This is a genomic window from Variovorax durovernensis (assembly GCF_977011995.1).
Genome location: NZ_CDRNCW010000001.1, coordinates 5,025,173 through 5,050,715 on the forward strand (window position 1 = coordinate 5,025,173; position 25,543 = coordinate 5,050,715).

Below are 25,543 nucleotides of genomic sequence, written 5' to 3' on the forward strand. Positions count from 1 at the left end.
CTGAAGGTTCAGGCCGCGAGAAAGCGATAGAGATTGCGCAGCATGCCGGCCGTCGCGCCCCAGACGAAGCGCTCGTCGGGCCCGTCCTGGTAGGGCATCGAATACCACTCGCGCTTGCGGCCGTCGGTTGCGCTCACGGCGTGGCGGCGGTGGTTGGCCGGGTCCATCAGCCACGCAAGGGGCACTTCGAAGGCCTGCGCCACTTCGTAGGGGTTGATGGTGAGTTCGAAGTCGGGCTGCACCAGCGCGACCACGGGCGTGACGATGAACGAGGTCACGGTCGTGTAGGTCGGCAGGCTGCCGAGCACTTCGATGAATTGCGCGGAGAGACCTACTTCTTCCCAGGCCTCGCGCAACGCAGCGGCGGAGATGTTGGCGTCTTCCGGATCGACGCGGCCGCCAGGAAACGCGACTTGGCCCGAATGGTTCGACAGGTGCGTGGTGCGCTCGGTGAGCAGCACGGTCGCACCCTCGGGACGCTGCACGATCGGCACCAGTACGGCGGCCTGCGCGGGTGCGCGGTCGATCATTCTTGGCTCGCGGCGCAGCTCGGGCGTCCATTCCGGCGGGTTGGCGAAACGCGCGCGCAGGGCCTGCGCCGTCAGTTGCCCGGCCGACACGGCGGGCAAGCCATCACTGCCATCCACGAACGGCGCCTCGCGCGGATCGAACTGCAGCAGCGTGGGCGGCACCACGGCATTGACGGGTTCGAGGGGCGCGGATTGCATGGGGACGGCGATGTTGGTCAAGAGATGAATTGGCGGGGAACCGGCTGGAGGGAGTAGAGCGTAAAAACGCGGTGCTGTCTTTCGGGCCGTGTCCCGTGCGGAGCACCAACGCAAAAAGCCGCCAGAGCGGCGGCTTTTCTTGCACGACAGGAAGGCGGCTGATTAAGCGGCCGACGCAGCCGTCGACTTGCTCGGCAGCTTTTCCTTGATACGTGCCGAACGGCCGCTGCGGTCGCGCAGGTAGTACAGCTTGGCGCGGCGCACATCGCCACGGCGCTTGACTTCGATGCCGGCGATCAGCGGGCTGTAGGTCTGGAACGTACGCTCCACGCCTTCGCCGCTGGAGATCTTGCGCACGGTGAAGCCGCTGTTGAGGCCACGGTTGCGCTTGGCGATCACGACGCCTTCGTAGGCCTGCACGCGCTTGCGGGTGCCTTCGACGACGTTCACGCTGACGATGACCGTGTCACCGGGCATGAAATCGGGGATGGTCTTGCCGAGACGGGCGATTTCTTCCTGCTCGAGGGTCTGGATGAGGTTCATGATTTCCTGATATTCGATCGTGTCGGGCTACACAAAAGGCGCCTTTGGCTTCACGGGACAACCGCAAGAAGACCGGGCGCGGCCGGACAGAGGATCGGGGAGCCGACGATTATAGCTTTTTTTTCAGCGCGGCCTCATCGGCCTTGCCCAGGCGGCCGGCGGCGCGGGCCGCCTCGATCAGCTCGGGGCGCCGCTCGGCCGTGATGGCGAGGCGCTGGTCGCGGCGCCAGCGCTCGATCTGCGCATGGTGGCCGGAAAGCAACGGTGCCGGCACGCCCTGCCCGTTCCATTGCTCGGGACGGGTGTAGTGGGGACAGTCGAGCAGGCCGTCGAGCGCGGGGTTGAAGCTGTCCTGCACATGGCTTGCTTCGTCGCCCAGCACGCCCGGCTGCAGGCGGGCCACGGCGTCGAGCAACGCCATCGCCGCGATCTCGCCGCCGGAGAGGACGAAATCGCCGAGGCTGACCTGGTGTGTGATGCGCGCGTCGATGAAGCGCTGGTCGATGCCCTCGTAGCGGCCACAGACCAGCACCGCGCCTTCGCTGGCGGACCAGCGCTCGACGGATTCATGCCGCAAGGCCTCGCCGATGGGCGAGAACAGCACCACGGGCACCTGCGCCCCGCGCGCAGCCAAGGCCGCGTCGAGGCAGGCAGCCAGCGGCTCGGCCATCATCACCATGCCAGGGCCGCCGCCGAACGGACGGTCGTCCACGCGCTTGTAGTTGCCCTGCGCATAGTCGCGCGGATTCCAGAGCACCACCTCGACCTGCTTCGATTCGTAGGCGCGGCGCGTCACGCCGCTGGCCAGGAAAGGCGCGAACAGTTCGGGAAACAGGGTGATGACGTCGAAGCGCATGCCGCGCGAGCGCCGATCAGAACTCGGGCTGCCAGTCGACCGTGATGAGCCGGCCGGGCAAGTCGACCTTGTCGACGAAGACGGAAACGAAGGGCACCATGCGCTCGACGGCCTTGCCGTCTTCCTCGGCGGCAAGCACCAGCGTGGTCTGCGGGCCGGTCGCGAGCAGTTCGCGCACGGTGCCGAGCACCACGCCTTCGCGGTTGACCACAGACAGGCCGATCAGGTCGACCCAGTAGTACTCGTCCTCGCCGGCAGTGGGAAAGCTGGAGCGCGGCACGAAAACACGTGCGCCGCGCAGGGCTTCGGCTGCATTGCGGTCGGGCACGTCCTCGGACGTGGCGACGATGCAGTCGGAATGTTCTTTGGCTTCGCGGATCGCAAGCCGGAAAGCGGTGCTCGCAGAGGCTCCGGGAGCCTGCAGGAACCAGCGCTTGGAAGAAAAAAGCGCCTCGGGCTGGGCGCTATGGGGAAGGACCTTGAACCAGCCCTTGATTCCCCATGCATCGGCGATGCGCCCTACTTCGATCGCATCCGCCGGCAATTCGGCGGCTTCGAGTGTGGGCAGCATCGCCGTGCGGGGCGGCTTAGGCCGCCGCCTTGGGAGCTGCCGCGGCAGCTTGCTTGATCAGGCGCAGAACGGTGGGCGAAGCTTGTGCGCCGACGCTCTTCCAGTACGCCAGGCGGTCCTGGGCAATACGGATGCTTTCTTCGTTTTCCTTGGCGGTCGGGTTGTAGAAGCCCAGGCGCTCGATGAAGCGGCCATCGCGGCGAACGCGCTTGTCCGACACGACGATGTTGAAGAACGGACGGCCTTTGGAGCCGCCGCGGGAGAGTCGAATGACGACCATGATTTATCCTTGGGTGGTCAGCAAGCCTTGTGGATTAAGAAAAGGCCCGCTCACAATGTTCTTCCAGCGTCGAGACACGCGACATGGCCACCCGGCCAGCGACACGCTGAAAAGCCCGCGATTATAGCCCGACACGCGTTTTCTCCGAATTCCGGCCTAGCGCCATCCGTTTTTCGCCCATGCCCCTGACCATCCGCCCCAGCCGCGACGAAGACGTTGCAGCCATCACGGCCATCTACGCCCACCACGTGCTGCACGGCACCGGCACCTTCGAGACGGAGCCTCCCTCCCCTGCCGACATGGCCTCTCGTCGCGCCGACGTACTGGGCAAGAACCTGCCGTACCTGGTCGCGGAAGAAAACGGCGAAGTGTTGGGTTTTGCCTACTGCAACTGGTTCAAGCCACGCCCGGCCTACCGTTTTTCGGCCGAAGACTCGATCTACATGTCCGAGTCAGCACGCGGCAAGGGTCTGGGCGCCAAGCTGCTCGCCGCGCTGTCCCAGGCTGCCGAGGCGGCCGGCGTGCGCAAGCTGATCGCGGTGATCGGCGACTCGGCCAACGCGGGCTCCATCGGCGTGCACCGCGGCCAGGGCTTCACGCACGTGGGCGTGCTGAAGGACTGCGGCTGGAAGTTCGGCGAATGGCGCGATGTCGTACTGATGGAAAAAGTGCTCGGCGAAGGCAGCGCCACCCGACCCGAATGAAACCCGCATGAAAAACAAGACCACCGCCGCCTGGCTCACCTTCCTCGGCGGCCCGCTCGGCCTGCACCGCTTCTACCTGCGCGGCATGGGCGACTGGCTCGGCTGGCTGCTGCCCATTCCCACGGCGCTGGGCATCTACGGCATCGAGCGTGTGCGCATGTACGGCGTGGACGATGGCGTCAGCTGGGCACTCATTCCGCTGCTGGGCTTCACCATCGCCGGCTGCGCGCTGACGGCTATCGTCTACGGCCTCATGACGCCGGAGAAGTGGAACGCCCGCTTCAACGCAAGTGCCGCCTCCGACGCGGCGCCCGGCCGCACGAACTGGTTCACCATCGGCGCGGTGGTGCTGTCGCTTTTCTTCGGCAGCACGATCCTGATGGCGAGCATCGTTTTCAGTTTCCAGCGGTACTTCGAGCACCAGGTCGAAGAGGGGCGAAAGATCTCGCAGTGACGGCGCTAACGGCTGCCGCTCAGAACAGCTGCATGCTGACCCAGTAGGCAATCGCCGCCACGAAGGCCGACGCCGGGATCGTGAAGATCCACGCCCACACGATGTTCCCCGCCACGCCCCAGCGCACCGCGCTCGCGCGCTGCGTGGAGCCGACGCCGACGATGGCACCGGTGATGGTGTGCGTGGTCGACACCGGAATGCCCAGCGCCGTCGCCAGGAACAGCGTGAGCGCGCCGCCCGTCTCTGCACAGAAGCCGCCCACGGGCTTGAGCTTGGTGATCTTCTGGCCCATCGTCTTCACGATGCGCCAGCCGCCGAACATCGTGCCCAGCGCGATGGCGGCGTAGCAGCTCACGATGGTCCAGGTCGGCGGATTCGCGTCGCCGGCATTGGCGTAGCCGGTGGCGATCAGCAGCATCCAGATGATGCCGATGGTCTTCTGCGCGTCGTTGCCGCCGTGGCCCAGGCTGTAGGCACCGGCAGACACAAGCTGCAGCCGGCGGAACCAGCGGTCCACGCGCGACGGCGTGGCGCGCCGGAAGCCCCAGGCCACCACGACCATCATCATCGAACCGAGCAGGAAGCCCAGCAGCGGCGACACGAAGATGAAGGCCACCGTCTTCCAGATGCCCGAGGCCACCAGGCCGCCGGTGCCGGTCTTGGCGATCACGGCGCCCACGATGCCGCCGATCAGCGCATGCGACGAGCTGCTCGGAATGCCGTAGTACCAGGTGACGAGGTTCCAGCTGATGGCCCCCACGAGCGCACCGAACACCACGTGCACGTCGACGACGCCCGGCTGGGCGATGCCCTTGCCCACCGTGGCCGCCACGCTCAGGTGGAAGACGAAGATCGCGATCAGGTTGAAGAAAGCCGCGAACACCACGGCCTGCCCCGGCTTGAGCACCCCGGTGGAAACCACCGTCGCAATCGAATTGGCGGCGTCGTGGAACCCGTTCATGAAGTCGAACAGGATCGCGAGCGCGACCAGCACTATCACCACCCAGAGGGCGACCTGAACCGTTGCCATCGGTCGCTACCCGCTCAGGAGTTCTCGAGGACGATGCCCTCGATCACGTTGGCCACGTCCTCGCACTTGTCGGTGATCGTCTCCAGCAGTTCGTAGATCGCCTTGAGCTTGATGACCTCGCGCACGTCCGGCTCCTCGCGGAACAGCTTGCTCATGGCGCTGCGCATGACGCGGTCGGCATCCGACTCGAGGCGGTCGATTTCCTCGCAGGTCTTGAGCGTCGCCTCGGCCACGGCCGGGTCGGCGATCTTGCCGAGGAACTTGACGGCGTCCTTCAGGCGGTCGCAGCACTTCACGCTCAGGGCCGTGAGGCGCACGATCTCGTCGGTCATGTGGCGCACGTCGTACAGCGCCATGGTCTCGGCCGAGTCCTGGATCAGGTCGGCCACGTCGTCCATCGTGTTGATGAGCTTGTGGATCTGCTCGCGGTCGATGGGCGTGATGAAGGTCTTGTGGATCAGCCGGTTGACGTCGTGCGTCACGCGGTCGGCGGCGCGCTCGGCGTTGTCGACGTCGCGGTTGTACTGCTCGCGCAGGTGCACGTCGCTGTAGTTGGCGACCAGTTGCTCGAACGCCCTGGCCGCCTCCACGATGCGCTCGGCGTGCTGGTTGAACATCTCGAAGAAATTGCCCTCGCGGGGCAGCAGCTTGCCGAACATGGAAACTCCTGGGGTGCGCCAATCACAATTTCATGACGCCTTCATGAAAAAACCGGCGAAGTTTAACGGGCGCGCGAGTCCAATCCGGCCCGACAGGCTTTTCGAGGCCGACGGAACGCCGGAAATTCAGGCCGGCAAGCGCAGCACCGGCAGGTGCCAGCCGCCATAAATGCCGCCCATGCGAAGCGCCACGATCAGCAGCACGCCTGCATGAAAGGCCCAGCGGCGCGGCGTGCCGGCCGCCTGCAGCAGCAGGTAGATAGCAATGCCCGCGATGGCGGCCGAGCCGTAGATGCCGCTGCTCAGCAGCAGCGGAACGCGGGCGGTGAACACGTCGCGCAGCAGGCCGCCGGCCGCGCCGGTCATGGTGCCGACAAGTATCACTATGACGGCCGGCAGGCGCCTTTCCTCGGCCACCTGCGCGCCGGTGATGGCAAACAGGCCGAGCCCCAGTGCGTCGGCAACGGCCAGCGAATGCTCGTGCAAGGGCATCCAGTGCACCCAGGCGATGGTGAACACCGCCGCGGCCAGGATCACGTAGACATAGCGGGTGTCGCGAATCCAGAACACCGGATGCCGGTCGAGCAGCAGGTCGCGCAGCGTGCCGCCGCCCACCGCGGTGACAGAAGCGATCACCACCACGCCCAGCCAGTCGAGGCCCGCGTGGCCGGCCGCCAATGCCCCACTGACCGCGAAAACCGCCACGCCGGCGAGATCGAGGACGTAGAGCAGCACGGCCGTCTAGACGATGCGCTTGACCACCTGGCCCGTGACGCGCGCCAGCGCCGCGCGCGGCACCTTGTCGGGCGCGATTTCGGCAAGCGGCTTCAGCACGAAGGCGCGTTCCCGCATGCGGGGATGCGGCAGGGTCAGGGTCGGCGTGTCGATCACCGAATTGCCGTGCATCAGCAAGTCGAGATCGAGCGTGCGCGGCGCATTGGGAAAGGGCCGCTCGCGGCCGGCCTGCGTCTCCATGCGCTGCAATGCCACCAGGAGCTGCTCGGCATCCAGGCCGGTGCGCACGGCCACCACGGCATTGATGAAATCAGGGCCTTCGGCGTCCACCGGCTCGCTGCGATAGAGCGACGAACGGGCCGTCACCTGGGTTCGCTGCAGCGCGCCGATCGCGGCCATGGCCGCCTTCACTGCCGCTTCGGCATCGCCGAGGTTGGCGCCGATGGCGACGAAGGCCTGCACGGTCGGGTAGTCCTCGCGCGGGCCGCGGGGGCTGCGCAAGGGGGCACGGCTGGGTGCGCGGCGGGCGGGCGGGCCGCTCCTGGCACCGGCTGCCGGCGGCTTGCCCGCGGCGCGCGGCGGCGCGGCCTTTGGCTTGCCTGCCTTGGCCGCAGGGCTTTTTTTCTTGCCGTCCTTCGGCTGGTCGGACGCGCTCATTCGGCTGCGGCGCTGCCGCCACCCTCACCGCCACCCGCGGGACGCGGCTTGCGGCGGCGCCGGCGCTTGCGCGGCGCCACGGCTTCGCCATCGGGCGGAACGGCACCGGCCTCGACTTCGACCTCGTCGTCCGGCTCCGCATCCTGGCCGCGGCTCTGGTTCTGGGCCGGGTTCTGGCGAGGCGCGGGCTCGTTGCGCAGCTTGGCTGGCGCGGCGGTGTCGCGCACCCGCACGCGCTGGCGCACCTTCTGTTCTTCGCGCACCTGCTCCAGCAGGTCTTGCCGGCGCACGTCGTCGGCAATGCTGAATTCCTGCCACCACTCGGCAATCGCCTCGCTGACCTCGCCCACGTCGGCGCGCAGGCGCATGAAGTCGAAGGCCGCGCGAAAACGCGCCTGCTCGACCAGGCTGTAGGGCGTGGAGCCGGTGCGCTTGTCGAAGCGCGGCTGCATCATCCAGATCTCGCGCATGTCGGCGGCCAGCTTGCCGCGGCCCGACACATCGCCGATGCGGGCGTTGAACACGTCGTCGATGGCGTCCTGCAGAGCCGGGAACGGCGCCTGCGGGCGCTGGCCGCGCTGGCCTTCCTGGCGCTGGGCCCAGCCGTCGCGCACGTCGGCCCACAGCACGCAGGCCAGCAGGAAGCTGGGCGCCACGGGCTTGCCTTCGCCCACGCGGCGGTCGGTGTCCTGCAGGGCGGCCTTCACGAAAGGTTGGTCGGCACGCTCGACCACCACGTCGAGCAGCGGATAGATGCCCTTGGCCAGCCCCAGCTTTTTCAGCTGCTCGACCGTGGCAATTGCATGGCCGGTCTGCAACAACTTGAGCATTTCGTCGAACAGGCGACTCTGCGGCACGTCGGCCAGCAGCTTGCTCGACTCGACCAGCGGGGCCGCCGTCTTGGCTTCCATCTTGAAGCCCAGGGCAGCGAGCTTGGCCGAGAAGCGGATGGCGCGAATGATGCGCACCGGGTCTTCGCGGTAGCGCGTAGCCGGGTCGCCGATCATGCGCAGCGTGAGCTTCTGGGCGTCCTTGATACCGTTGTGATAGTCGACCACGACCTGGTTGGCCGGGTCGTAATACATGGCATTGACGGTGAAGTCGCGGCGCGCAGCGTCTTCTTCCTGCGGGCCCCAGACGTTGTCGCGCAGCACCCGGCCGCTGGCGTCCACCGCGTGCTTCATGCTCGCGAGTTCGCCCTTGCTGGTGCGCTCGTTGCCCGACACCTGCTCGGCGGCGGCGTTGTCCATGTAGGCGCGGAAGGTCGATACCTCGATCACCTCGTGCTCGCGCCCCCGGCCGTACACCACGTGCACGATGCGAAAGCGCCGCCCGATGATGAAGGCGCGGCGAAACAGCGACTTGACCTGCTCGGGCGTGGCGTTGGTGGCCACGTCGAAGTCCTTGGGGCGCAGTCCCAGCAGCAGGTCGCGCACCGCGCCGCCCACCACGTAGGCCTCGTAGCCGGCCTGCTGCAGCGTGGTGACCACGTTTTTCGCGCGTTCGTCGACCAGGGCCGGATCGATCTTGTGAACCTCTGCCGGCACCTCCTGGCGCTTGCCGAAGCGGCTCTTGCCCTGTGCGCCGCCGGCGGTCTTGCCGAGCAGCTTGTCGATGAATTTCTTGATCATTTGTTGGTTGAAAGCCTAGTTCGCTCTTTTATTCGTTCTCGAGCATGGAGCGGATCAGCGGAATGGTGATCGCGCGTTGCGTCTGCAGGGCATAGCCGTCGAGCTGCGAGAGCAGCTCCATCAGGCTGCCGAGGTCGCGGCTGAAGCGGTGCAGCATGTAGTCGAGCACGTCGTCGGACAGCATCACGCCGCGCGCATCGGCCGCCTGGCGCAGCACCGCGCGGCGTTCGCTTTCGCTCAGCACCTGCAGGTGGAACACATGGCCCCAGCCGAGGCGGGTGCGCAGGTCTTCGCGCAGCGGCAGGTCGGCCGGCGGCAAGGCGCCGGCGGCAACCACGCCGCGCTGCAGGGTCTGGGCGTTGACGAACCAGTTGAAGGCCGCGTGCTGCTGCACGGCGGTGTAGAGGTGGACGTCGTCGAGCAGGACGGCGCCCCAGCGCTCGTCGAACTCGGGCGGCTCCAGCAGGCCGGCATGCAGCCAGCCCACGCTGGCGCCCTGCTCGCGCAGTGCGACACGCACCGATTCGAGCAGGTGGGTCTTGCCGCTGCCGCCGTCGCCCCACAGATAGGTCGGCACCGGCGAGTGCAGCGCGGGGCCGCCGGCGCCGCCCACCCACACTTGCAGGTGCCGCAGCGCCGCCTCGTTGGGGCCGGCAAAAAAGGCGTCGAAGCTGGGGCCCGTCGCAATGCCGATATCGAGCGCGAGCTGTTTCATCCCGGGAAGGTTCATGGAGGGGGCCGCGAGGGCCCTTAAAATCGTGAGGAATTCTATCGGCCCGGCCAACATGGTTACCGGGGCCGCCTTCCGCTCCTACTCCTCGCATCCTTTCGCGTCCTTCCGACCTCGACCATCCATGACCTCCTCCACGCCCACCCCGCTCAGCTACAAGGACGCAGGTGTCGACATCGATGCCGGCGACGCATTGGTCGACCGCATCAAGCCGCTCGCGAAGAAGACCATGCGCGAAGGCGTGCTGGCCGGCATCGGCGGCTTCGGCGCCCTGTTCGAGGTGCCCAAGCGCTACAAGGAACCGGTGCTGGTCAGCGGCACCGACGGCGTGGGCACCAAGCTCAAGCTGGCCTTCGAATGGAACATGCACGACACGGTCGGCATCGACCTGGTGGCCATGAGCGTCAACGATGTGCTGGTGCAAGGCGCCGAACCGCTCTTTTTCCTCGACTACTTCGCCTGCGGCAAGCTCGACGTGGACACGGCCGCGGCCGTGGTCGGCGGCATCGCCCGCGGCTGCGAGCTCTCGGGCTGCGCGCTGATCGGCGGCGAAACCGCTGAAATGCCCGGCATGTACCCGGCCGGCGAATACGACCTGGCGGGCTTCGCGGTCGGCGCGGTCGAAAAATCGAAGATCCTCACGGGCCAGAACGTCAAGCCCGGCGACGTGGTGCTGGGCTTGGCCTCGGCCGGCGTGCATTCCAACGGTTTCAGCCTGGTGCGCAAGGTGATCGAGCGCGCCGGCGCCGATCTGCCCGCCACCCTCGACGGCAAGCCCTTCCGCGAAGCCGTGATGGAGCCCACCCACCTCTACGTGAAGCCGGTGCTTGAAGCGCTGGGCAAGCACCCGATCAAGGCGCTGGCCCACATCACCGGCGGCGGCCTGCTGGAAAACATCCCGCGCGTGCTGCCTGAAGGCACGGCTGCCCACCTCAAGAAGGGCAGCTGGCCGCAGACCGAGCTGTTCGCCTGGCTGCAGAAGGTGGCCGGCATCGACGACATCGAGATGAACCGCACCTTCAACAACGGCATCGGCATGGTCGTGGTCATCGACGCGGCCGAAGCCGCCGCCTGTGCCGCCACCCTGCGCGCCGCCGGCGAGACGGTGCATGAAATCGGCGTGATCGCCCCGCGCGGCGAAGGCGCCCCGGTGGTCGTCGGCTGACCGCCGGCTGCTCCGTCCGATTCCCTGAGCAGAGCACGCGACACCCACCGGATGGCCAAGAAGCCGCAACCCATCACCCCCGCCGTTGCGAAGGCCCCCATCCAACGCCCCCCGGCCTCGCGCGGGGTGACGATCGCGAGCTACCTGCTGATGCTCGCTGCGCTCCTGCTGGTGATGTGGGAGCACCTGCTGCCCGGATTGCTGTGCGTGTGCATCGGCTTCCTGGCCACGCGCTGGTTCGCTCGGGTGCTCACCGGCGGCCTGCAGCGCATTCCGCCGCTCGGCCGGCGCCCTGAACGGGCCGGCGGCTGGGCCAACGTGCTGGCCGTGATCCTGGTGCTGGTGGGGCCGATCGCGCTGCTCACGCTGCTGCTGTCGCAGGCCCGCGAATACATCGTCGACGCGCCCGACCAGTACCGCGAGCTGCTCGACTACACGGCGCGCACGGTGCTCGAACTGCGTTCCAAGCTGCCCGGCGAAATCGCGGCCTACCTGCCCGAGGGCGCGGCCGAAATCCAGCGCGTGATCGCCAACTACCTGCGCGCGCAGGCCGGTTCGCTGGCCATGGCCGGCCGCGCCTGGCTGCACGGGCTGCTCTTTTCCTATGTGGGGCTGATCGTCGGCGCACTGGCGGCCGTGGCGCATGCACCGCTGCGCCGCCTGCCGCTGGCCGACCAGCTGCACCAGCGCGTGCAGACCTTCGGCGAGGCCTTCGGCCAGATCGTCGCGGCCCAGTTCTGGATCGCCGCCTTCAACACGCTGCTCACGGCCATCTTCCTGCTGTTCATCATGCCGATGTGGGGCGCGCACCTGCCCTACACGCCGGCGCTCATCACCCTCACCTTCCTCGCGGGGCTGGTGCCGATCGTGGGCAACCTGGTGTGCAACTCGGTCATCACGCTGGTGGGGCTGTCGGTGTCGCCGGTCACGGCGGCGGCCTGCCTGATCTTCCTGATCGTGATCCACAAGGCCGAGTACGTCATCAACGCCAAGGTGGTCGGCGCCCGCACGCAGATGAGCGTGTGGGAACTGCTGGCCGTGATGTTCGTGGCCGAGGCGGTGTTCGGCCCGGCCGGGCTGGTGGCGGCACCGCTGTACTACGCGTACCTGAAGAAAGAGCTGCAGGCGGCGGCGCTGGTCTGACCGGCCGCCCGGACAGCGATGTCCGGATCTGATCGATTCTGGTCCGGCACCGAGCGGCCCTTCGACTGGCCGCGCGAAAGAATCGGGGGCATCATCCACTCCGCACCCTTGCGAGCCTCCGCCATGAAAACCTGTCTGATTGTGATCGACGCACAGGAGTCGTTCCGCCATCGCCCCTACTGGAACGAGAGCCTGGCCGCCGACTATCTGGGCGCCCAGAACGCCCTGATCGAGGGCTGCGCCGCCGCCGGCCTGCCGGTCGTGCGGGTCTTCCACACCGACGGGCCGTCGGATGCGAGCAACCCCTTCGCGGACGAATCGGGCCATGTGCGTCCCATCACCGGGCTGGCGCACTTCGAAGCCGCCTCCACCTTCACCAAGCACCGCCACAGCGCGCTGGTCAACAGCGGACTCGATGTTTGGCTCACCCAGAACGGCATCGGCCGGCTGATAGTGAGCGGCATCCGCACCGAGCAGTGCTGCGAAACCACCACCCGCCACGCCTCCGACCTGGGCTGGCAGGTCGACTACGTGACCGACGCCACCCTCACCTTCGACATGGTGCAGCCCGACGGCAAGCCGCTGTCGGCCGCCGACATCAAGGCCCGAACCGCCACCGTGCTGCACGGGCGCTTCGCCACCGTCTGCACCGTGGCGCATGCGCTGGAACGGGCCGTGGCATGAGCAGCCTGCGTGTAGTGATCCTGGCCTTCGACGGCGTGGAAGCGCTCGATTTCGCCGGTCCCTTCGAGGTCTTCACCACCGCAAGCCGCGTCAGCCGGCGAATGCGCCCCGGCACGGCTGCGCCCTTCGAGGTGGTCTCGGCCGCCGTGGGCCAGCCGGTGCAGGCGCGCGCCGGCCTGCAACTGCTGGCCAGCCACACGCTGGCGGACAGCCCGCAAGCCGACGTGCTGGTCGTCCCCGGCGGCGTGGTCGATGCGCCGATGGCGAGCCCCGACACCCTGGGGTGGATCGCCCGCAACGCGACCGGCGCGCAGGTGGTCGCTTCGGTCTGCACCGGCGCCTTCCTGCTGGCGGCAAGCGGCGTGGTCACCAGCGACGCCGTCACCACGCACTGGGAAGACATCGCCGACCTGCGCGCGCAATTCCCCTCGCTCGACGTGCGCGAAGACGTGCGCTGGGTCGACACCGGCCGCATCGTCAGCTCGGCCGGCATCAGCGCAGGCATCGACATGAGCCTGCACCTCGTGGAGCGGCTGGCCGGCCACGAACTGGCCGAGCGCACCGCGCGCCAGATGGACTACGCATGGACCCGCAACCCCGCCAGCACCGGCCCATCCGCGTAGTCTTCGTCCTCCTGCCCGGCAGCCTCGTGCTCGACTGGGCCGGACCGGCCGAGGCGCTGCGCATCGCCAACCAGCGGCTGCGCGCCCTGGGCCAGCCAGAGCGCTTCGCCATCGAGTTCGCGAGCCCCCGGCCGACCGCGATGGGCTCGGTCGGCGTCGCGCTTTCCGGGCTCGCGCCGCTGCCTGCGCAGTGGGACGGCCCTGGCTGGGTCGTGCTGGTCGGGCTGCCCGGCGACACCATCGCCGTCGACACCCCGGAGGCGCAAGACCTGCTGCACTGGCTGCGCGGCCAGCGCTTCGAGCGCGGCGGCCTGGAACTGGTGACGATCTGCGCCGGCGCAGTGCTGGCGGCGCATGCCGGCGCGCTCGCGGGCCGGCGCGCGACCACGCACCACCATCACCTCGGTGAACTGCGCACGGTGGAGCCGCGCTGCGACGTGGTCGCCAACCGGGTTTTCGTGATCGACCCGCCGGTCTACAGCAGCGCGGGCGTGACGACCGGCATCGACCTCGTGCTGCACCGCATCGGCGAACTCTGCGGCGAGGCGCTGGCGGCGCAGGTCGCGCAGACCATGGTGGTGGCGCTGCGGCGCGGCCCGCAAGACCCGGAGCTGTCGCCCTTCCTGGCCTATCGCAACCATCTGCATGCCGCGCTGCACCGCGTGCAGGACGCGGTCAGCGAACAGCCGCAGGCCGACTGGAGCGTGCCGCGCATGGCCGAGGTGGCGCACACCTCGGCGCGTCATCTCACGCGGCTGTTCATGGAGCATGCGGGCGTCGCGCCGCTGGCCTACCTGCGCAGGCTGCGGCTGGCGGTGGCGCAGCTCGCGCTGGCCTCGGGTGCGAGCGTCACGCGGGCGGCGGAGCAGTCGGGCTTCGGCTCCGACACGCAGCTGCGCCGCGCGTGGCACCAGTTCGGATTGCCGGGCTCGCCGTCGGAGGCCGGCCAGGCTTTCAAGGCCTGAGTCAAGGCCTGAGCAGTGGCGCTCAGTGCCAGGCGTTCACTCGGCCATGCAGGCCCGCGCACGCGCCAGCAGCAACGCACGTTCGCGCGTGTTGCGCGTGAGCGTGGCAGCGCGGTCGAACTCCTTGCGAGCCTCGTCGTGGCGGCCGAGCTTGAACAGCAGGTCGCCGCGCACCGTCGGCAGCAGGTGGTAGCCCTTGAGCGCGGGTTCGTCCATGAGGGCGTCGACCACCTCCAGCCCCGCCGCCGGTCCGAAGGCCATCGACAGCGCGACCGCCCGGTTGAGCTCGACGATGGGCGACGGCGCAAGCTCGGCCAGCGCGTCGTAGAGCGCGGCAATGCGCGCCCAGTCGGTTTCATCGGCGGTGCGCGCACGGCCATGGCAGGCAGCAATGGCGGCCTGCAGGGCATAGGGGCCGAGCGCGCCGCCAAGCGATTCGGCGCGTGCGAGCGCGGCCAGGCCGCGGCGGATCAGCATGTGGTCCCAGCGTGCACGGTTCTGCTCGAGCAGCAACACGGGCTCGCCCGAGGCGCCGACGCGCGCGGCGATGCGCGAGGCCTGGATTTCCATCAGCGCGACGAGGCCGTGCACCTCCGCCTCCCTGGGCACCAGCTCGGCCAGGATGCGGCCGAGGCGCAGGGCCTCGTCGCACAGCGCGGGGCGCATCCAGTCGTCGCCGGCGGTGGCCGAATAGCCTTCGTTGAAGATCAGGTAGATCACTTCGAGCACCGAAGCGAGCCGGCCCTCCAGCTCGTGGCGGCGCGGCACCTCGAAGGGCACGCGTGCCTCGGCCAGCGTGCGCTTGGCGCGCACGATGCGCTGCGCCACGGTGGCTTCGGGCACGAGGAACGCGCGGGCGATCTCGCCGGTCGTGAGGCCGCCCATGAGACGCAGCGTGAGCGCCACGCGCGCCTCGGTCGACAGCACTGGGTGGCAGGCGGTGAACACCAGCCGCAGCAGGTCGTCGCCGATGTCGTCGCCCAGCGCCGCATCGACCGCGTCGGTGAAGTCGGCCTGCGCCATTTCATGCTGCGCATCGAGTTCGCGGCCGATCTCGCCGGCCTTGTGCTCTGCCAGTTGCAGGTGGCGCAGGCGGTCGAGCGCGCGGCGCTTGGCCACGGCGGTGAGCCAGGCGGCGGGGTTGTCGGGCACGCCTTCGCCGGGCCACTGCTCGAGGGCCGAGACCAGCGCGTCCTGCGCCAGTTCCTCGGCCAGCCCCACGTCGCGCACCATGCGCGCGACGGTGGCGATGATCTTCGCGGACTCCATGCGCCACACCGCCTCGACGGTGCGGCGGATGGCGTCTTCGCGGCCCTCTTCTGCGGTCACGGCGGCTCCCGCGATGCGCCGGGAACTGTCAGCCGCCGGTCTTGCCGCGGGCCTCGGTCTCGGCGCGCAGGCGATCTTCCTGGGCGAGCAGCTCGGGCGTCATCGAGTCGCCGAAATCGGCAGCCTCGAACACCTGGCGGATCTCGATCTCGCCTTCCTGGAAGGGGCTGCGCTTGATCCACTCGATGGCTTCTTCCTTCGACTTGACCTGGAACAGCCAGAAGCCGGCCAGCAGTTCCTTGGTCTCGGCGAAGGGGCCGTCGATGACGGTGCGCTTGGTCGGGCCTTCGCAGCGCACGCGGGCGCCCTTGGAACTGGGGTGCAGGCCCTCGCCGGCCAGCAGCACGCCGGCCTTGACCAGTTCTTCGTTGAACTTGCCCATGGCGGTGAGGATTTCGGTGCTGGGCATCACGCCGGCTTCGGAATCTGCATTGGCCTTGACCAGAATCATGAATCGCATGTCTTTTCTCCTGAAGTTGATGAGGCTGGGAGCTGCTGGAAATTGCCTGCTCCTGTTCACACGTCGGACGGGCGCAAGTCGGATCGACACGATCGCATCGATCTATTTGTAAATTTGTGTATCAATTCTGAGTCTGGCGCGGCCAAGGCCAGAAGCGCAGCGACACGAAGTGCGCGAAGCCTGGGGGTGGGTCATAAATAGCCGCAAAAGCGCAGCACATGCCCATCGGGCTCCCGAATCGCGAATTCGCGCAGGCCCCAGGGCTGGGACACCGGCGGCTCGACGACCGTCACGCCGCGCTTCACGTAGGCCGCATGCAGGCCGTCGATGTCCTTGCCCACGTGGATCACGATTTCGCCGCGCCAGGGCACGGCCTCGCGGGTGTTGCACTGCCAAAGCCGCAGGTAGACCGGGTCGCCGTAGCTGCGGTCGCCCTTCTTCACGCGGGCATAGCTGGGCGGCTCACCGGCGATGAAATCGAGCTCGAAGCCCAGCACGTCGCGAAACCAGCGCGCGGCGCGCGACACGTCCGACACCGGGAGCACCGGCTGCACGCCGTGGAACTCATGCAGGGTGCCCAGGTCGGGCGCCGGGCTCACACCGGCCTTGGTGTCCATTTCAGTTGGCCATGCGGCGCAAGGCGGCGACGCGCTCGGCGATCGCGTCGATGTCCAGGGCGTCTTCGGCCTTTGCCAGGTAGGTCTCGAGGTCGCGCACGGCCTGCGTGGTGTTGCCCTGCTCCGCATGCGCGATGCCGCGGTCGCGGTATTCGCCCCAGGCGCCGGGCAGCAAGGCGATCAGCCGGTCCTGCACGGCGATGACGCGCAACCAGTCTTCCTGCGCGTGGTGCACTTCCTTCAGGTTGCGCAGCATGCGGGCGATGATCTCGCGCGAGCTGGCCGGCTGCAGGTACAGGCCCAGCGGCACGTCGAAGTCGCCCACCAGGCCGTTGCTGCGCTTGTAGGGCTCCAGCCGCTCGCCGAGTTCTTCGCGCGAGAGCGACTTGCCGGTGAACGGATCGATCACCACCTGACCCTTGGGCAGCGTCACCTTGAGCATGAAGTGGCCCGGAAAACCGATGCCCCGCGCCTGCAGTTCCAGGCCTTGCGCCAGTTCCATCCACAGCACCGCCAGCGAAATGGGAATGCCGCGGCGGGTGCGCAGCACGGCGTTCAGGTAGCTATTGTCGGGGTCGTAGTAGTCGTTGAGGTTGCCGCCGAAGTTCAGGTCGTTGAAGAAGAACTGGTTCAGCGCGCGCAGCCTGGCCAGCGGGGCCGCATCGGCGGGCAGGCGGCGCCTGAGGCGGGCAAGGAGCTGATCGACATCGCCCAGCACCTGCTGCACGTCGAGATCGGGGTACTCGTCCTGCGCCAGGCTGGCGGCGGCTTCGAGCAGCGGAAAGTGATCGTCGCTGCGGACCAGCGATTCGAAATATTCCAGCGCGGTGGGAACCTGAAAGCTGAACGTCATGTGTCTTTGTAGAGGAGCCCGCCGGGGGCGTCAAGGCGTGGCGTCAGGGTATTGCAGCCGCCCTCGGAGAGCGCTTTCAGCGGCGCAGGAAACTGCGCAAGCGAACGCCCACCGCCGCCAGAACGCCGAAGTACAGCACCATGGAAGCGGCGATCAGCGCGGCCAGCAGGCCGATGCGCAGCAGGCGCTGCTGGCGCAGGCCGATCCAGTCGAAATGGGCCGAGCCCCAAACCAGCAGCGCCGCCAGCACCAGCGTGCCGGCCAGCACCTGCAAAGCGAACTTGCCCCAGCCGGGCTCGGGCTTGTAGCTGCCGCGGCGGATCAGGCCGGCCAGCAGCCAGGCCGAATTGACCAGTGCCCCGATGGCGATGGTCAGCGTGAGCGCCGCGTGCTGCAGCACCGGCACCAGGAAGACATTGAGTACCTGCGTCAGCACCAGCACGCCCACGGCAATGAGCATCGGCGTGCGCGTGTCCTGCTTGGCGTAGTAGCCGGGCGCGAGTACCTTGACGGCCACGATGCCGATCAGACCCACGCCGTAGCCCGTCAGCGCGAGGGCGGTGCGCCGCACGGCGTCGTCGGGATAAGCGCCGTTATGGAACAGGACGGCCACCAGCGGCTGCGCGAAGAGCAGCAGTGCGACGGCGCACGGCGCGGAGAGCAGCACCACGAGGCGCAGGCCCCAGTCGAGCAGCGACGAATAGCGCGCATCGTCCTTGGCGGCCCGGGCACCGGCCAGTTGAGGCATCAGCACAACGCCGAGGGCTACGCCGAGCATGGCGGTCGGGAATTCCATCAGGCGGTCGGCGTTGGTCACCCAGGTAACGCTGCCCACCGCGAGGTGCGAGGCAATCTGCGTGTTGATGAGCAGCGAGATCTGCGCCACGCTCACGCCCAGCAGCGCAGGCAGCATCAGCCTGAGCACCTTGCGCGTGTTCGGATCGGTCCACGCGGTGCGCAGCGCCCGAAGGCTCACGCCGATGCGCGGCAGCAGCCCGAGCCTGCGCAGCGCCGGGATCTGCAGGCCCAGCTGCAGCGCGCCACCCACCAGCACGCCCACGCATTGCGCGTAGATTGGCTCGATGCCATACCTGCGAAAAAGCGGTGCGCCGATCACGATCGACAGGATCAGCGCGATGTTCAAAAGCACCGGCGAAGCCGCCGGCACCGCGAACTTGCGCCAGGTATTGAGAATGCCCCCCGCCAGCGCCACCAGCGACATGAAGCCGATGTACGGGAACATCCAGCGCGTCATGACCACGGCCGAGTCGAAACCCGGCAACCCGCTCGCCATGGCCCAGACCATCAGGGGCGCACCGACCACGCCGGCTACGCAGACGATCACCAGCGTCCAGGTCAGCAGCGTGGCGACATGGTCGATCAGCTGCCGCGCTCCTTCCTGGCCGTCTTCGGTCTTGCGCGCGGCCAGCACGGGCACAAAAGCCTGGCTGAAGGCGCCTTCGCCGAACACGCGGCGAAACAGGTTGGGAATGCGGAAGGCGACGTTGAAGGCGTCGGTCAGCGCGCTGACGCCGAAAACCGAGGCGAAAAGCACGTCGCGCACAAGGCCCGTGATCCGCGAAGCGAGAGTCAGCAGGGAGACGGTGGAGGCGGATTTGAGCAGGGACACGGGGGCCGAGTGTAGGCCCCGCCGGCCGCCGGAACGGGCGGATTCGGGCGCGAATTGGGCGAATGGGCCAACCCGGCCTATAATGGAGGGCTTTGCTGCATCATCCTCAGACACCTAAGGAACTAAATCATGGCATCCGCCAAGCCCAAGAAAAAGAACCCGCGCCTCGCCTCCGGCCGTAAGCGCGTCCGCCAGGACACCAAGCTCAACGCTGCGAACACCTCGCTGCGCTCCAAATACCGTACCGCTGTCAAGAACGTCGAAAAGGCTGTTCTGGCTGGCGACAAAACCAAGGCAAGCGAACTCTTCGCGAAGGCCCAGAGCATCGTCGACACCGTCGCCGACAAGGGCATCTTCCACAAGAACAAGGCAGCCCGCGACAAGAGCCGCCTGTCGGCCAAGGTCAAGGCCCTCGCCCTGGCGCCTGAAAAGGCAGCCGCCTGACACCTGTCAGGCAAGCCCGGGCCGGAATTCTCCGGTCCGCCGTTTGATCGGGGTGCGCTGCAGCAAAGTGTAAAAAACCGCCTTCGGGCGGTTTTTTCATGCCTGCTCGGCTCGCAAAAAGAAAAAGGCCTGTCTGTCAGGCCTTCTTGGGGGGGATGGGTGTGTCGGGCACCAGGCAGGCCTCGGCTACCTGCAGGTCGTTGTCTTTCGCGAAGTTCACGCAGAAGTCCCAGGCCATGGGCTCGGCATCGCGCAGCGCGCGGTTCACGACCACGCACTTCACGCCGTTGATGGTCGTCGGCACGCACCAGGGGGAGTAGCTCAGGTAGCTGCCGGGAAAGGCGCCGCCGGGGCGGAAGGAGCTCATCACGCCGGCAAGGCGCTCGGCCCAATCGCTCGGGCGAAAGGTCCGTCCATCCTTGGTGATGCCCTGGATGAAGATTTCTTTGGCTGTGGGGGAAATCATCGTTGAATGAGGCGCCCGAGCAGGTGCTGCGGTGCAACACGAGATTCTATCTGCGCCACTTTTTGCATCCTGAACATGGGGCATTGCTGTAATGCGGAATCCTCAACGAAGCCGTCAAACCGCACGCCTAGAATCCGCGTTCCCTATCTGGAGAACCCGAATGAGCGCTACCGCCCAGCCCACCTCGCCCCACGTCATGAACACCTACGGTCGCCTGCCGATCGCACTGTCGCACGGCCAGGGCTGCCGAGTCTGGGACACCGCGGGCAAGGCCTACATCGACGGCCTCGGCGGCATTGCCGTCAACACCCTGGGACACAACCACCCCGAACTGGTGCCTGCGCTGCAGGACCAGCTGACCAAGCTGATCCACAGCTCCAACTACTACCACGTGCCCGGCCAGGAACAGCTCGCCACCAAGCTGACTGAACTGTCGGGCCTCACCAACGTCTTCTTCTGCTCCACCGGCCTCGAAGCCAACGAAGCCGCCCTGAAGCTGGCCCGCAAGTACGGCCATGACAAGGGCATCGAGCGCCCCGAGATCGTCGTCTACGAAGCCGCCTTCCACGGCCGCAGCATCGCCACCCTGTCGGCCACCGGCAACCCCAAGGTGCAGGCCGGCTTCGGCCCGCTGGTCGAGGGCTTCATCCGCGTGCCGCTGAACGACATCGAGGCGCTGAAGAAGGCCACCGAAGGCAATCCGAACGTGGTCGCCGTGTTCTTCGAAACCATCCAGGGCGAAGGCGGCATCCACCCGATGCGCATCGAATACCTCAAGCAGGTGCGCGCACTGTGCGACGAGCGCGACTGGCTCATGATGATCGACGAAGTGCAGTGCGGCATGGGCCGCACCGGCAAGTGGTTCGCCCACCAGTGGGCGGGCATCAAGCCCGACGTGATGCCGCTGGCCAAGGGCCTGGGCTCGGGCGTGCCGATCGGCGCCGTGGTGGCCGGCCCCAAGGCCGCCAGCATCTTCGGCCCCGGCAACCACGGCACCACCTTCGGCGGCAACCCACTGGCCATGCGCGCCGGTGTCGAGACCATCCGCATCATGGAAGAGCACAAGCTGCTCGAGAACGCCGCCACCGTGGGCGCCCACCTGAAGGCCGCGCTGGAGCGCGAAATCGGCGGCCTGCCGGGCGTGAAGGAAGTGCGCGGCCAGGGCCTGATGCTGGGCATCGAGCTCGACCGGCCCTGCGGCGTGATCCTGAACCGCGCCTGCGACGCCGGCCTGCTGCTGAGCGTGACGGCCGACAAGGTGATCCGCCTCGTGCCGCCGCTCATCCTGACCATCGCCGAGGCCGACGAGATCGTCGCCATCCTCGCGCCCATCGTCAAAGCCTTCCTGTCGGAGCCTGCTCCCCAATGACGAACGCCACCGCGAACACCAACATCCGGCACTACCTGCAGTTCGCCGACTTCACGGCCGACGAATACACCTACCTCTTCGACCGCATGGCGGTCATCAAGAAGAAGTTCAAGACCTACGAGAAGCACCAGCCGCTGGTCGACCGCACGCTGGCCATGATCTTCGAGAAGGCCAGCACGCGCACCCGCGTGAGCTTCGAGGCCGGCATGTACCAGCTCGGCGGCAGCGTGGTCCACCTGACCACCGGCGACAGCCAGCTGGGCCGTGCCGAGCCTATCGAGGACAGCGCCAAGGTCATCAGCCGCATGGTCGACATCGTGATGATCCGCACCTACGAGCAGACCAAGATCGACGCCTTCGCGGCGCACTCGCGCGTACCGGTCATCAACGGCCTGACCAACGAGTTCCACCCCTGCCAGATCCTGGCGGACATCTTCACGTACATCGAGCACCGCGGCTCCATCCAGGGCAAGACGGTGGCGTGGGTGGGCGACGGCAACAACATGGCCAACACCTGGCTGCAGGCGGCCGAGATCCTGGGCTTCACGGTGCACGTGAGCACGCCCAGCGGCTACGAGGTCGACCAGTCGATCGCCGGCATCCGCTCGGGCGACAGCTACAAGGTCTTCAAGGACCCGATGGAAGCCTGCCGCGGCGCCGACCTCGTCACCACCGACGTCTGGACCAGCATGGGCTACGAAGCCGAGAACGAGGCACGCCGCAAGGCCTTCGCCGACTGGTGCGTCGACGAGGACATGATGCGCGCCGCCCAGCCCGACGCCCTCTTCATGCACTGCCTGCCCGCCCACCGCGGCGAGGAAGTGCAGGCCGAGGTCATCGACGGAGCGCAGTCGGTGGTGTGGGACGAGGCAGAGAACCGCCTTCACGCCCAGAAGGCGCTGATGGAGTTCCTGCTCCTGGGCAGGCTCTGACCATTCCCTGAAGCACAAGCAAGGCGCAGCCGCATGTCCGATTGCCAGAAATGCGGCGCCTGCTGCGCCAGCTACCGCGTCGACTTCAGCGTGCATGAACTCGACGACAACGGCGGCAAGGTGCCGTCCGGCCTTGCCGTCGAGGTGAACGACAGCCTCTGCCGCATGCGCGGCACCGACCACACGCCCATGCGCTGCGCCGCCCTCACCGGCAAGATCGGCCAGTCCGTGAGCTGCGGCATCTACGAATGGCGGCCCAATCCGTGCCACGAGCTGCAATCGGGCAGCGATGCCTGCGAGCGTGCGCGGGCCCGGCATGGGCTGCCGGCGCTGTCGTCGCCGCACTGAGCCTTCGCTTCAACTCGTCACGCAGTGTGTTGGAAATAACCGACACCACGACCCCTCGCCCGGCGCTAACTTCGCGCCATGGCTTCATCACATCAGCACCGCATCTGGGACATTTCGCCGCCCGTGCATGAAGGCGCGCCGGTCTTTCCCGGCGACACGCCCTACCAGCAGCGCTGGGCCGCGACCATCTCGCCCGGCTGCCCGGTGAACGTCAGCGAGATCAAGCTCTCGCCCCACGTCGGCGCGCACGCAGACGCCCCGCTGCACTACGACCCCGAGGGCCAGACCATTGGCGACGTCGACCTCACGCCCTTCCTCGGCCCCTGCCGCGTGATCCATGCGATCGACAAGGGCCCGCTGATCGAGTGGGAGCACATCGCCCACGCCATCGACAGCCACCTGCCCCAGCGCGTGCTGGTGCGCACCTACGACAGCATGCCGGTCGGCCACTGGGACCCGCAGCTCGCGGCCTATGCGCCCGCCACCGTCGAGCGCCTCGCGGCCATGGGCGTGAAGCTCATCGGCATCGACACCGCCAGCATCGACCCGGCCGACAGCAAGACGCTGGAGAGCCACCAACGCATCCGCCGCCTCGACCTGCGCGTGCTCGAGAACCTCGTGCTCGACGACGTGCCCGAAGGCGACTACGAACTCATCGCGCTGCCTCTGAAGCTGGTCAGCGCCGATGCCTCCCCCGTTCGCGCCGTGCTGCGCGAACTTCCTCGCTGAAACCTCCACCATGACGACCCTTGCAGACTGCCGCGCGCTCGACGCGCAAGACCCGCTGCGCGCCCTGCGCGACCAATTCATCGTGCCCGAGGGCGTGCTCTACCTCGACGGCAACTCGCTCGGCGTGATGCCGAAAGCCGCACCGGCACGCATCGCCGAAGTCGTGACCAAGGAATGGGGCGAAGGCCTCATCCGCTCCTGGAACACCGCGAGCTGGTTCGACCTGCCGCAGCGCCTGGGCGACAAGGTGGCCCGCCTGATCGGCGCCGCGCCCGGCGAAGTGGTGTGCACCGACAGCACCTCGGTCAATCTCTACAAGGTGCTGTTCGCTGCCTTGTCCCAGCAGAAGGACAGCGGACGCAAGCTGGTGGTGAGCGAGCGCAGCAACTTCCCGACCGACCTCTACATTGCCGAGTCGCTGTGCCGCGAGCGCGGCTTCACGCTCAAGCTGATCGACGCGAGCGAACTGCCCGGCGTGCTGACCGACGACGTGGCCGTGCTGATGCTCACGCACGTCAACTACCGCACCGGCGCCATGCACGACATGAAGGCCATCACCGCCGCCGCACATGCCGTGGGCGCGCTCACGGTATGGGACCTCGCGCACAGCGCGGGCGCCGTGCCGGTTGCGCTGAACGACAGCAACGCCGACTACGCCATCGGCTGCGGCTACAAGTATCTGAACGGCGGCCCCGGCGCGCCGGCGTTCGCATGGGTGAACACGAAGCACGCAGGGCAGTTCGAGCAGCCGCTGTCCGGCTGGTGGGGCCATGCGGCCCCCTTCGAGTTCACGCCGCACTACCGCCCTGCCCCAGGTGTCGGCCGCTATCTCTGCGGCACGCAGCCGATCATCGCGCTGGCCGGGCTCGAATGCGGGATCGACACCGTGCTCGCGGCCGAGGCCTTCAACCGCGACCAAGGCGCGATGGCGGCGCTGCGCACCAAGTCGCTCGCGCTTACGGACATGTTCATCGCGCTGGTCGAAGAGCGCTGCGCCGGACAAGGCCTCTCGCTGGTCACGCCGCGCGATCACGCACAACGTGGCTCGCAGGTGTGCCTGAGCCGCGAAGAAGGTGCCTACGCCATCGTGCAGGCGCTGATCGCGCGCGGCGTGATCGGCGACTACCGCGCCGGCGACTCGCAGATGCCCGACATCCTGCGCTTCGGCTTCACGCCGCTGTACATCGGCTTCGAGGACGTGTGGAACTCGGTCGAGCATCTGGTGCAGGTGCTCGAGACCGGCGATTGGCGACGCGCTGAATTCAACCGCAAGAACGCAGTGACATGACCGCCGACCAGAACCCCGAGAAGAGCCCCTCGAAAAGCCCCGAGAACATCGTTCACGAAGAGAAGGCGCAGCTGGACTTCAGCAAGTCCATGAGCTACGGCGACTACCTGCACCTCGACGAGATACTCAACGCGCAGCATCCGCTCTCGCCCGCGCACGACGAGATGCTGTTCATCGTGCAGCACCAGACCAGCGAGCTCTGGATGAAGCTCATGCTGCACGAGCTGCGCGCCGCCACCGCCTGCATCGCCGAAGAAAAACTGGCCGATGCCTTCAAGATGCTGGCCCGCGTGAGCCGCATCATGGAACAGCTGGTGAGCGCCTGGACCGTGCTGTCGACCATGACGCCGCCCGAGTACACGGCGATGCGCCCATACCTTGCCAATTCCAGCGGCTTCCAGAGCGCGCAGTACCGCTGCATCGAGTTCGCGCTCGGCAACAAGAACGCCGCCATGCTCAAGCCGCACGCGCACCGCGCCGACCTGCTCGCGCAGGTAGAGACAGCCTACCGCGCGCCTTCGCTGTACGACGAGTCGCTGCGCCTGCTCGCGCGCCACGGCCTGCCCGTGCCCGCCGACCGGCTGGAGCGCGACTGGACGCAGCCCTATGAATCGAGCGACGGTGTCGAAGCGGCATGGCTCACCGTCTACCGCAACCCGCACGACCACTGGGACCTGTACCAGCTCGGCGAGAAGCTCACCGACCTGGAAGACGCCTTCCGCCTCTGGCGCTTCCGCCATGTGACGACGGTCGAGCGCGTCATCGGCTTCAAGCGCGGCACCGGCGGCACCGGCGGCGTGAGCTACCTGCGCAAGATGCTCGACGTGGTGCTGTTTCCGGAGATCTGGAAGCTGCGCACCGACCTGTAGAACTCAGCCTCGTCGTGCAAACGCCCTCATGAGGCTGGGGTGGTCCGGATT

Annotated in this window: 31 protein-coding genes; 14 read left to right on the top strand and 17 right to left on the bottom strand. The window is 67.6% G+C overall.

Features of this window, described 5'->3' with window-relative positions; genetic code table 11:
• Window positions 1–8: 8 nt before the first annotated feature.
• The 5 genes from ACWV14_RS23870 to rpsP all read right to left on the bottom strand — a co-directional run bounded on the left by ACWV14_RS23870 (window position 9) and on the right by rpsP (window position 2,978).
• On the bottom strand, window positions 9–728 hold the full coding sequence (locus ACWV14_RS23870; RefSeq protein WP_454904059.1) for a CoA pyrophosphatase: 720 nt from the start codon (window positions 726–728) through the stop codon (window positions 9–11).
• A 162-nt stretch (window positions 729–890) separates the two neighbouring features.
• Complete coding sequence (gene rplS, locus ACWV14_RS23875) at window positions 891–1,271, bottom strand: 50S ribosomal protein L19 (protein ID WP_422087749.1); 381 nt, start codon at window positions 1,269–1,271, stop codon at window positions 891–893.
• Window positions 1,272–1,380: 109 nt separating this feature from the next.
• The gene (gene trmD / locus ACWV14_RS23880) at window positions 1,381–2,127 is read right to left on the bottom strand and encodes a tRNA (guanosine(37)-N1)-methyltransferase TrmD (protein ID WP_454904061.1); all 747 of its coding nucleotides are present in this window, start codon (window positions 2,125–2,127) and stop codon (window positions 1,381–1,383) included.
• A gap of 16 nt (window positions 2,128–2,143) precedes the next feature.
• Window positions 2,144–2,698: a ribosome maturation factor RimM gene (gene rimM, locus ACWV14_RS23885; RefSeq protein WP_454904063.1), complete on the bottom strand. Its 555-nt coding sequence runs from the start codon at window positions 2,696–2,698 to the stop codon at window positions 2,144–2,146.
• Window positions 2,699–2,714: 16 nt separating this feature from the next.
• The gene (gene rpsP / locus ACWV14_RS23890; protein WP_007831311.1) at window positions 2,715–2,978 is read right to left on the bottom strand and encodes a 30S ribosomal protein S16; all 264 of its coding nucleotides are present in this window, start codon (window positions 2,976–2,978) and stop codon (window positions 2,715–2,717) included.
• A gap of 179 nt (window positions 2,979–3,157) precedes the next feature.
• On the opposite strand from rpsP, the gene ACWV14_RS23895 reads away from it, so the two are divergent.
• Together ACWV14_RS23895 and ACWV14_RS23900 are read left to right on the top strand one after the other, a co-directional pair.
• Window positions 3,158–3,682 (top strand): N-acetyltransferase family protein, encoded by a 525-nt coding sequence (locus ACWV14_RS23895; RefSeq protein ID WP_454904065.1) that lies wholly within the window; start codon window positions 3,158–3,160, stop codon window positions 3,680–3,682.
• Window positions 3,683–3,689: 7 nt separating this feature from the next.
• Window positions 3,690–4,136: a hypothetical protein gene (locus tag ACWV14_RS23900; RefSeq protein WP_454904067.1), complete on the top strand. Its 447-nt coding sequence runs from the start codon at window positions 3,690–3,692 to the stop codon at window positions 4,134–4,136.
• 19 nt (window positions 4,137–4,155) lie between these two features.
• On the opposite strand, the gene ACWV14_RS23905 is transcribed toward ACWV14_RS23900, so the two are convergent.
• The 6 genes from ACWV14_RS23905 to hda form a co-directional block, all read right to left on the bottom strand.
• The gene (locus ACWV14_RS23905; protein WP_422087754.1) at window positions 4,156–5,166 is read right to left on the bottom strand and encodes an inorganic phosphate transporter; all 1,011 of its coding nucleotides are present in this window, start codon (window positions 5,164–5,166) and stop codon (window positions 4,156–4,158) included.
• A 14-nt stretch (window positions 5,167–5,180) separates the two neighbouring features.
• Window positions 5,181–5,825, bottom strand: coding sequence for a DUF47 domain-containing protein (locus ACWV14_RS23910; RefSeq protein ID WP_012746613.1), 645 nt, complete (start codon window positions 5,823–5,825; stop codon window positions 5,181–5,183).
• 126 nt (window positions 5,826–5,951) lie between these two features.
• Entirely contained in the window at window positions 5,952–6,560 is a 609-nt protein-coding gene (locus tag ACWV14_RS23915) for a trimeric intracellular cation channel family protein (RefSeq protein WP_454904069.1), read from the bottom strand.
• 6 nt (window positions 6,561–6,566) lie between these two features.
• Window positions 6,567–7,217, bottom strand: a complete 651-nt coding sequence (gene folK, locus ACWV14_RS23920) for a 2-amino-4-hydroxy-6-hydroxymethyldihydropteridine diphosphokinase (protein WP_454904071.1) — start codon at window positions 7,215–7,217, stop codon at window positions 6,567–6,569.
• A complete protein-coding gene (pcnB, locus tag ACWV14_RS23925) occupies window positions 7,214–8,848 on the bottom strand; it encodes a polynucleotide adenylyltransferase PcnB (RefSeq protein ID WP_454904072.1) in 1,635 nt (544 codons plus the stop codon). The genes folK and pcnB overlap by 4 nt, the downstream gene beginning before the upstream one ends.
• A gap of 28 nt (window positions 8,849–8,876) precedes the next feature.
• Window positions 8,877–9,563 carry a DnaA regulatory inactivator Hda gene (gene hda, locus ACWV14_RS23930; protein WP_285412070.1) on the bottom strand — a complete coding sequence of 229 codons (687 nt, stop codon included), beginning with the start codon at window positions 9,561–9,563 and terminating at the stop codon, window positions 8,877–8,879.
• A 139-nt stretch (window positions 9,564–9,702) separates the two neighbouring features.
• On the opposite strand from hda, the gene purM reads away from it, so the two are divergent.
• From purM to ACWV14_RS23955, 5 genes are all read left to right on the top strand, one after another.
• Window positions 9,703–10,743, top strand: coding sequence for a phosphoribosylformylglycinamidine cyclo-ligase (gene purM, locus ACWV14_RS23935; protein WP_285412071.1), 1,041 nt, complete (start codon window positions 9,703–9,705; stop codon window positions 10,741–10,743).
• A gap of 51 nt (window positions 10,744–10,794) precedes the next feature.
• The gene (locus ACWV14_RS23940) at window positions 10,795–11,886 is read left to right on the top strand and encodes an AI-2E family transporter (protein ID WP_454904073.1); all 1,092 of its coding nucleotides are present in this window, start codon (window positions 10,795–10,797) and stop codon (window positions 11,884–11,886) included.
• Window positions 11,887–12,009: 123 nt separating this feature from the next.
• Window positions 12,010–12,570, top strand: a complete 561-nt coding sequence (locus ACWV14_RS23945) for a cysteine hydrolase family protein (RefSeq protein WP_454904074.1) — start codon at window positions 12,010–12,012, stop codon at window positions 12,568–12,570.
• Window positions 12,567–13,193, top strand: a complete 627-nt coding sequence (locus ACWV14_RS23950) for a DJ-1/PfpI family protein (RefSeq protein ID WP_454904075.1) — start codon at window positions 12,567–12,569, stop codon at window positions 13,191–13,193. The genes ACWV14_RS23945 and ACWV14_RS23950 overlap by 4 nt, the downstream gene beginning before the upstream one ends.
• The gene (locus ACWV14_RS23955; RefSeq protein ID WP_454904076.1) at window positions 13,154–14,158 is read left to right on the top strand and encodes a GlxA family transcriptional regulator; all 1,005 of its coding nucleotides are present in this window, start codon (window positions 13,154–13,156) and stop codon (window positions 14,156–14,158) included. Before ACWV14_RS23950 ends, ACWV14_RS23955 begins: the two co-directional genes overlap by 40 nt.
• A gap of 36 nt (window positions 14,159–14,194) precedes the next feature.
• On the opposite strand, the gene ACWV14_RS23960 is transcribed toward ACWV14_RS23955, so the two are convergent.
• The 5 genes from ACWV14_RS23960 to murJ all read right to left on the bottom strand — a co-directional run bounded on the left by ACWV14_RS23960 (window position 14,195) and on the right by murJ (window position 19,047).
• Complete coding sequence (locus tag ACWV14_RS23960; RefSeq protein WP_454904077.1) at window positions 14,195–15,487, bottom strand: RNA polymerase sigma factor; 1,293 nt, start codon at window positions 15,485–15,487, stop codon at window positions 14,195–14,197.
• Between the two features lie 28 nt (window positions 15,488–15,515).
• Window positions 15,516–15,947, bottom strand: a complete 432-nt coding sequence (locus tag ACWV14_RS23965) for a YciI family protein (protein ID WP_422087763.1) — start codon at window positions 15,945–15,947, stop codon at window positions 15,516–15,518.
• 191 nt (window positions 15,948–16,138) lie between these two features.
• Entirely contained in the window at window positions 16,139–16,564 is a 426-nt protein-coding gene (locus ACWV14_RS23970; protein ID WP_454904079.1) for a bleomycin resistance protein, read from the bottom strand.
• A gap of 1 nt (window position 16,565) precedes the next feature.
• Window positions 16,566–17,417, bottom strand: coding sequence for a SirB1 family protein (locus tag ACWV14_RS23975; RefSeq protein WP_422087765.1), 852 nt, complete (start codon window positions 17,415–17,417; stop codon window positions 16,566–16,568).
• A gap of 76 nt (window positions 17,418–17,493) precedes the next feature.
• Window positions 17,494–19,047, bottom strand: a complete 1,554-nt coding sequence (gene murJ / locus ACWV14_RS23980) for a murein biosynthesis integral membrane protein MurJ (RefSeq protein WP_454904081.1) — start codon at window positions 19,045–19,047, stop codon at window positions 17,494–17,496.
• A gap of 129 nt (window positions 19,048–19,176) precedes the next feature.
• Between murJ and rpsT the strand changes: the two genes are divergently transcribed.
• A complete protein-coding gene (rpsT, locus tag ACWV14_RS23985; protein WP_007831346.1) occupies window positions 19,177–19,491 on the top strand; it encodes a 30S ribosomal protein S20 in 315 nt (104 codons plus the stop codon).
• Between the two features lie 136 nt (window positions 19,492–19,627).
• Here rpsT and ACWV14_RS23990 read toward each other — a convergent pair whose 3' ends face one another.
• On the bottom strand, window positions 19,628–19,957 hold the full coding sequence (locus tag ACWV14_RS23990; protein ID WP_081270633.1) for a DUF3579 domain-containing protein: 330 nt from the start codon (window positions 19,955–19,957) through the stop codon (window positions 19,628–19,630).
• A gap of 160 nt (window positions 19,958–20,117) precedes the next feature.
• On the opposite strand from ACWV14_RS23990, the gene ACWV14_RS23995 reads away from it, so the two are divergent.
• The 6 genes from ACWV14_RS23995 to kynA all read left to right on the top strand — a co-directional run bounded on the left by ACWV14_RS23995 (window position 20,118) and on the right by kynA (window position 25,492).
• A complete protein-coding gene (locus ACWV14_RS23995; RefSeq protein WP_454904083.1) occupies window positions 20,118–21,326 on the top strand; it encodes an acetylornithine/succinylornithine family transaminase in 1,209 nt (402 codons plus the stop codon).
• On the top strand, window positions 21,323–22,258 hold the full coding sequence (argF, locus tag ACWV14_RS24000) for an ornithine carbamoyltransferase (RefSeq protein ID WP_454904084.1): 936 nt from the start codon (window positions 21,323–21,325) through the stop codon (window positions 22,256–22,258). The genes ACWV14_RS23995 and argF overlap by 4 nt, the downstream gene beginning before the upstream one ends.
• 33 nt (window positions 22,259–22,291) lie before the next feature.
• Window positions 22,292–22,606 carry a YkgJ family cysteine cluster protein gene (locus ACWV14_RS24005; protein ID WP_422087769.1) on the top strand — a complete coding sequence of 105 codons (315 nt, stop codon included), beginning with the start codon at window positions 22,292–22,294 and terminating at the stop codon, window positions 22,604–22,606.
• Between the two features lie 78 nt (window positions 22,607–22,684).
• A complete protein-coding gene (gene kynB, locus ACWV14_RS24010) occupies window positions 22,685–23,335 on the top strand; it encodes an arylformamidase (RefSeq protein ID WP_454904086.1) in 651 nt (216 codons plus the stop codon).
• 10 nt (window positions 23,336–23,345) lie between these two features.
• Window positions 23,346–24,623, top strand: a complete 1,278-nt coding sequence (gene kynU, locus ACWV14_RS24015; protein WP_454904088.1) for a kynureninase — start codon at window positions 23,346–23,348, stop codon at window positions 24,621–24,623.
• Window positions 24,620–25,492 (top strand): tryptophan 2,3-dioxygenase, encoded by an 873-nt coding sequence (gene kynA, locus ACWV14_RS24020; protein ID WP_454904090.1) that lies wholly within the window; start codon window positions 24,620–24,622, stop codon window positions 25,490–25,492. Before kynU ends, kynA begins: the two co-directional genes overlap by 4 nt.
• Window positions 25,493–25,543: the final 51 nt, after the last annotated feature.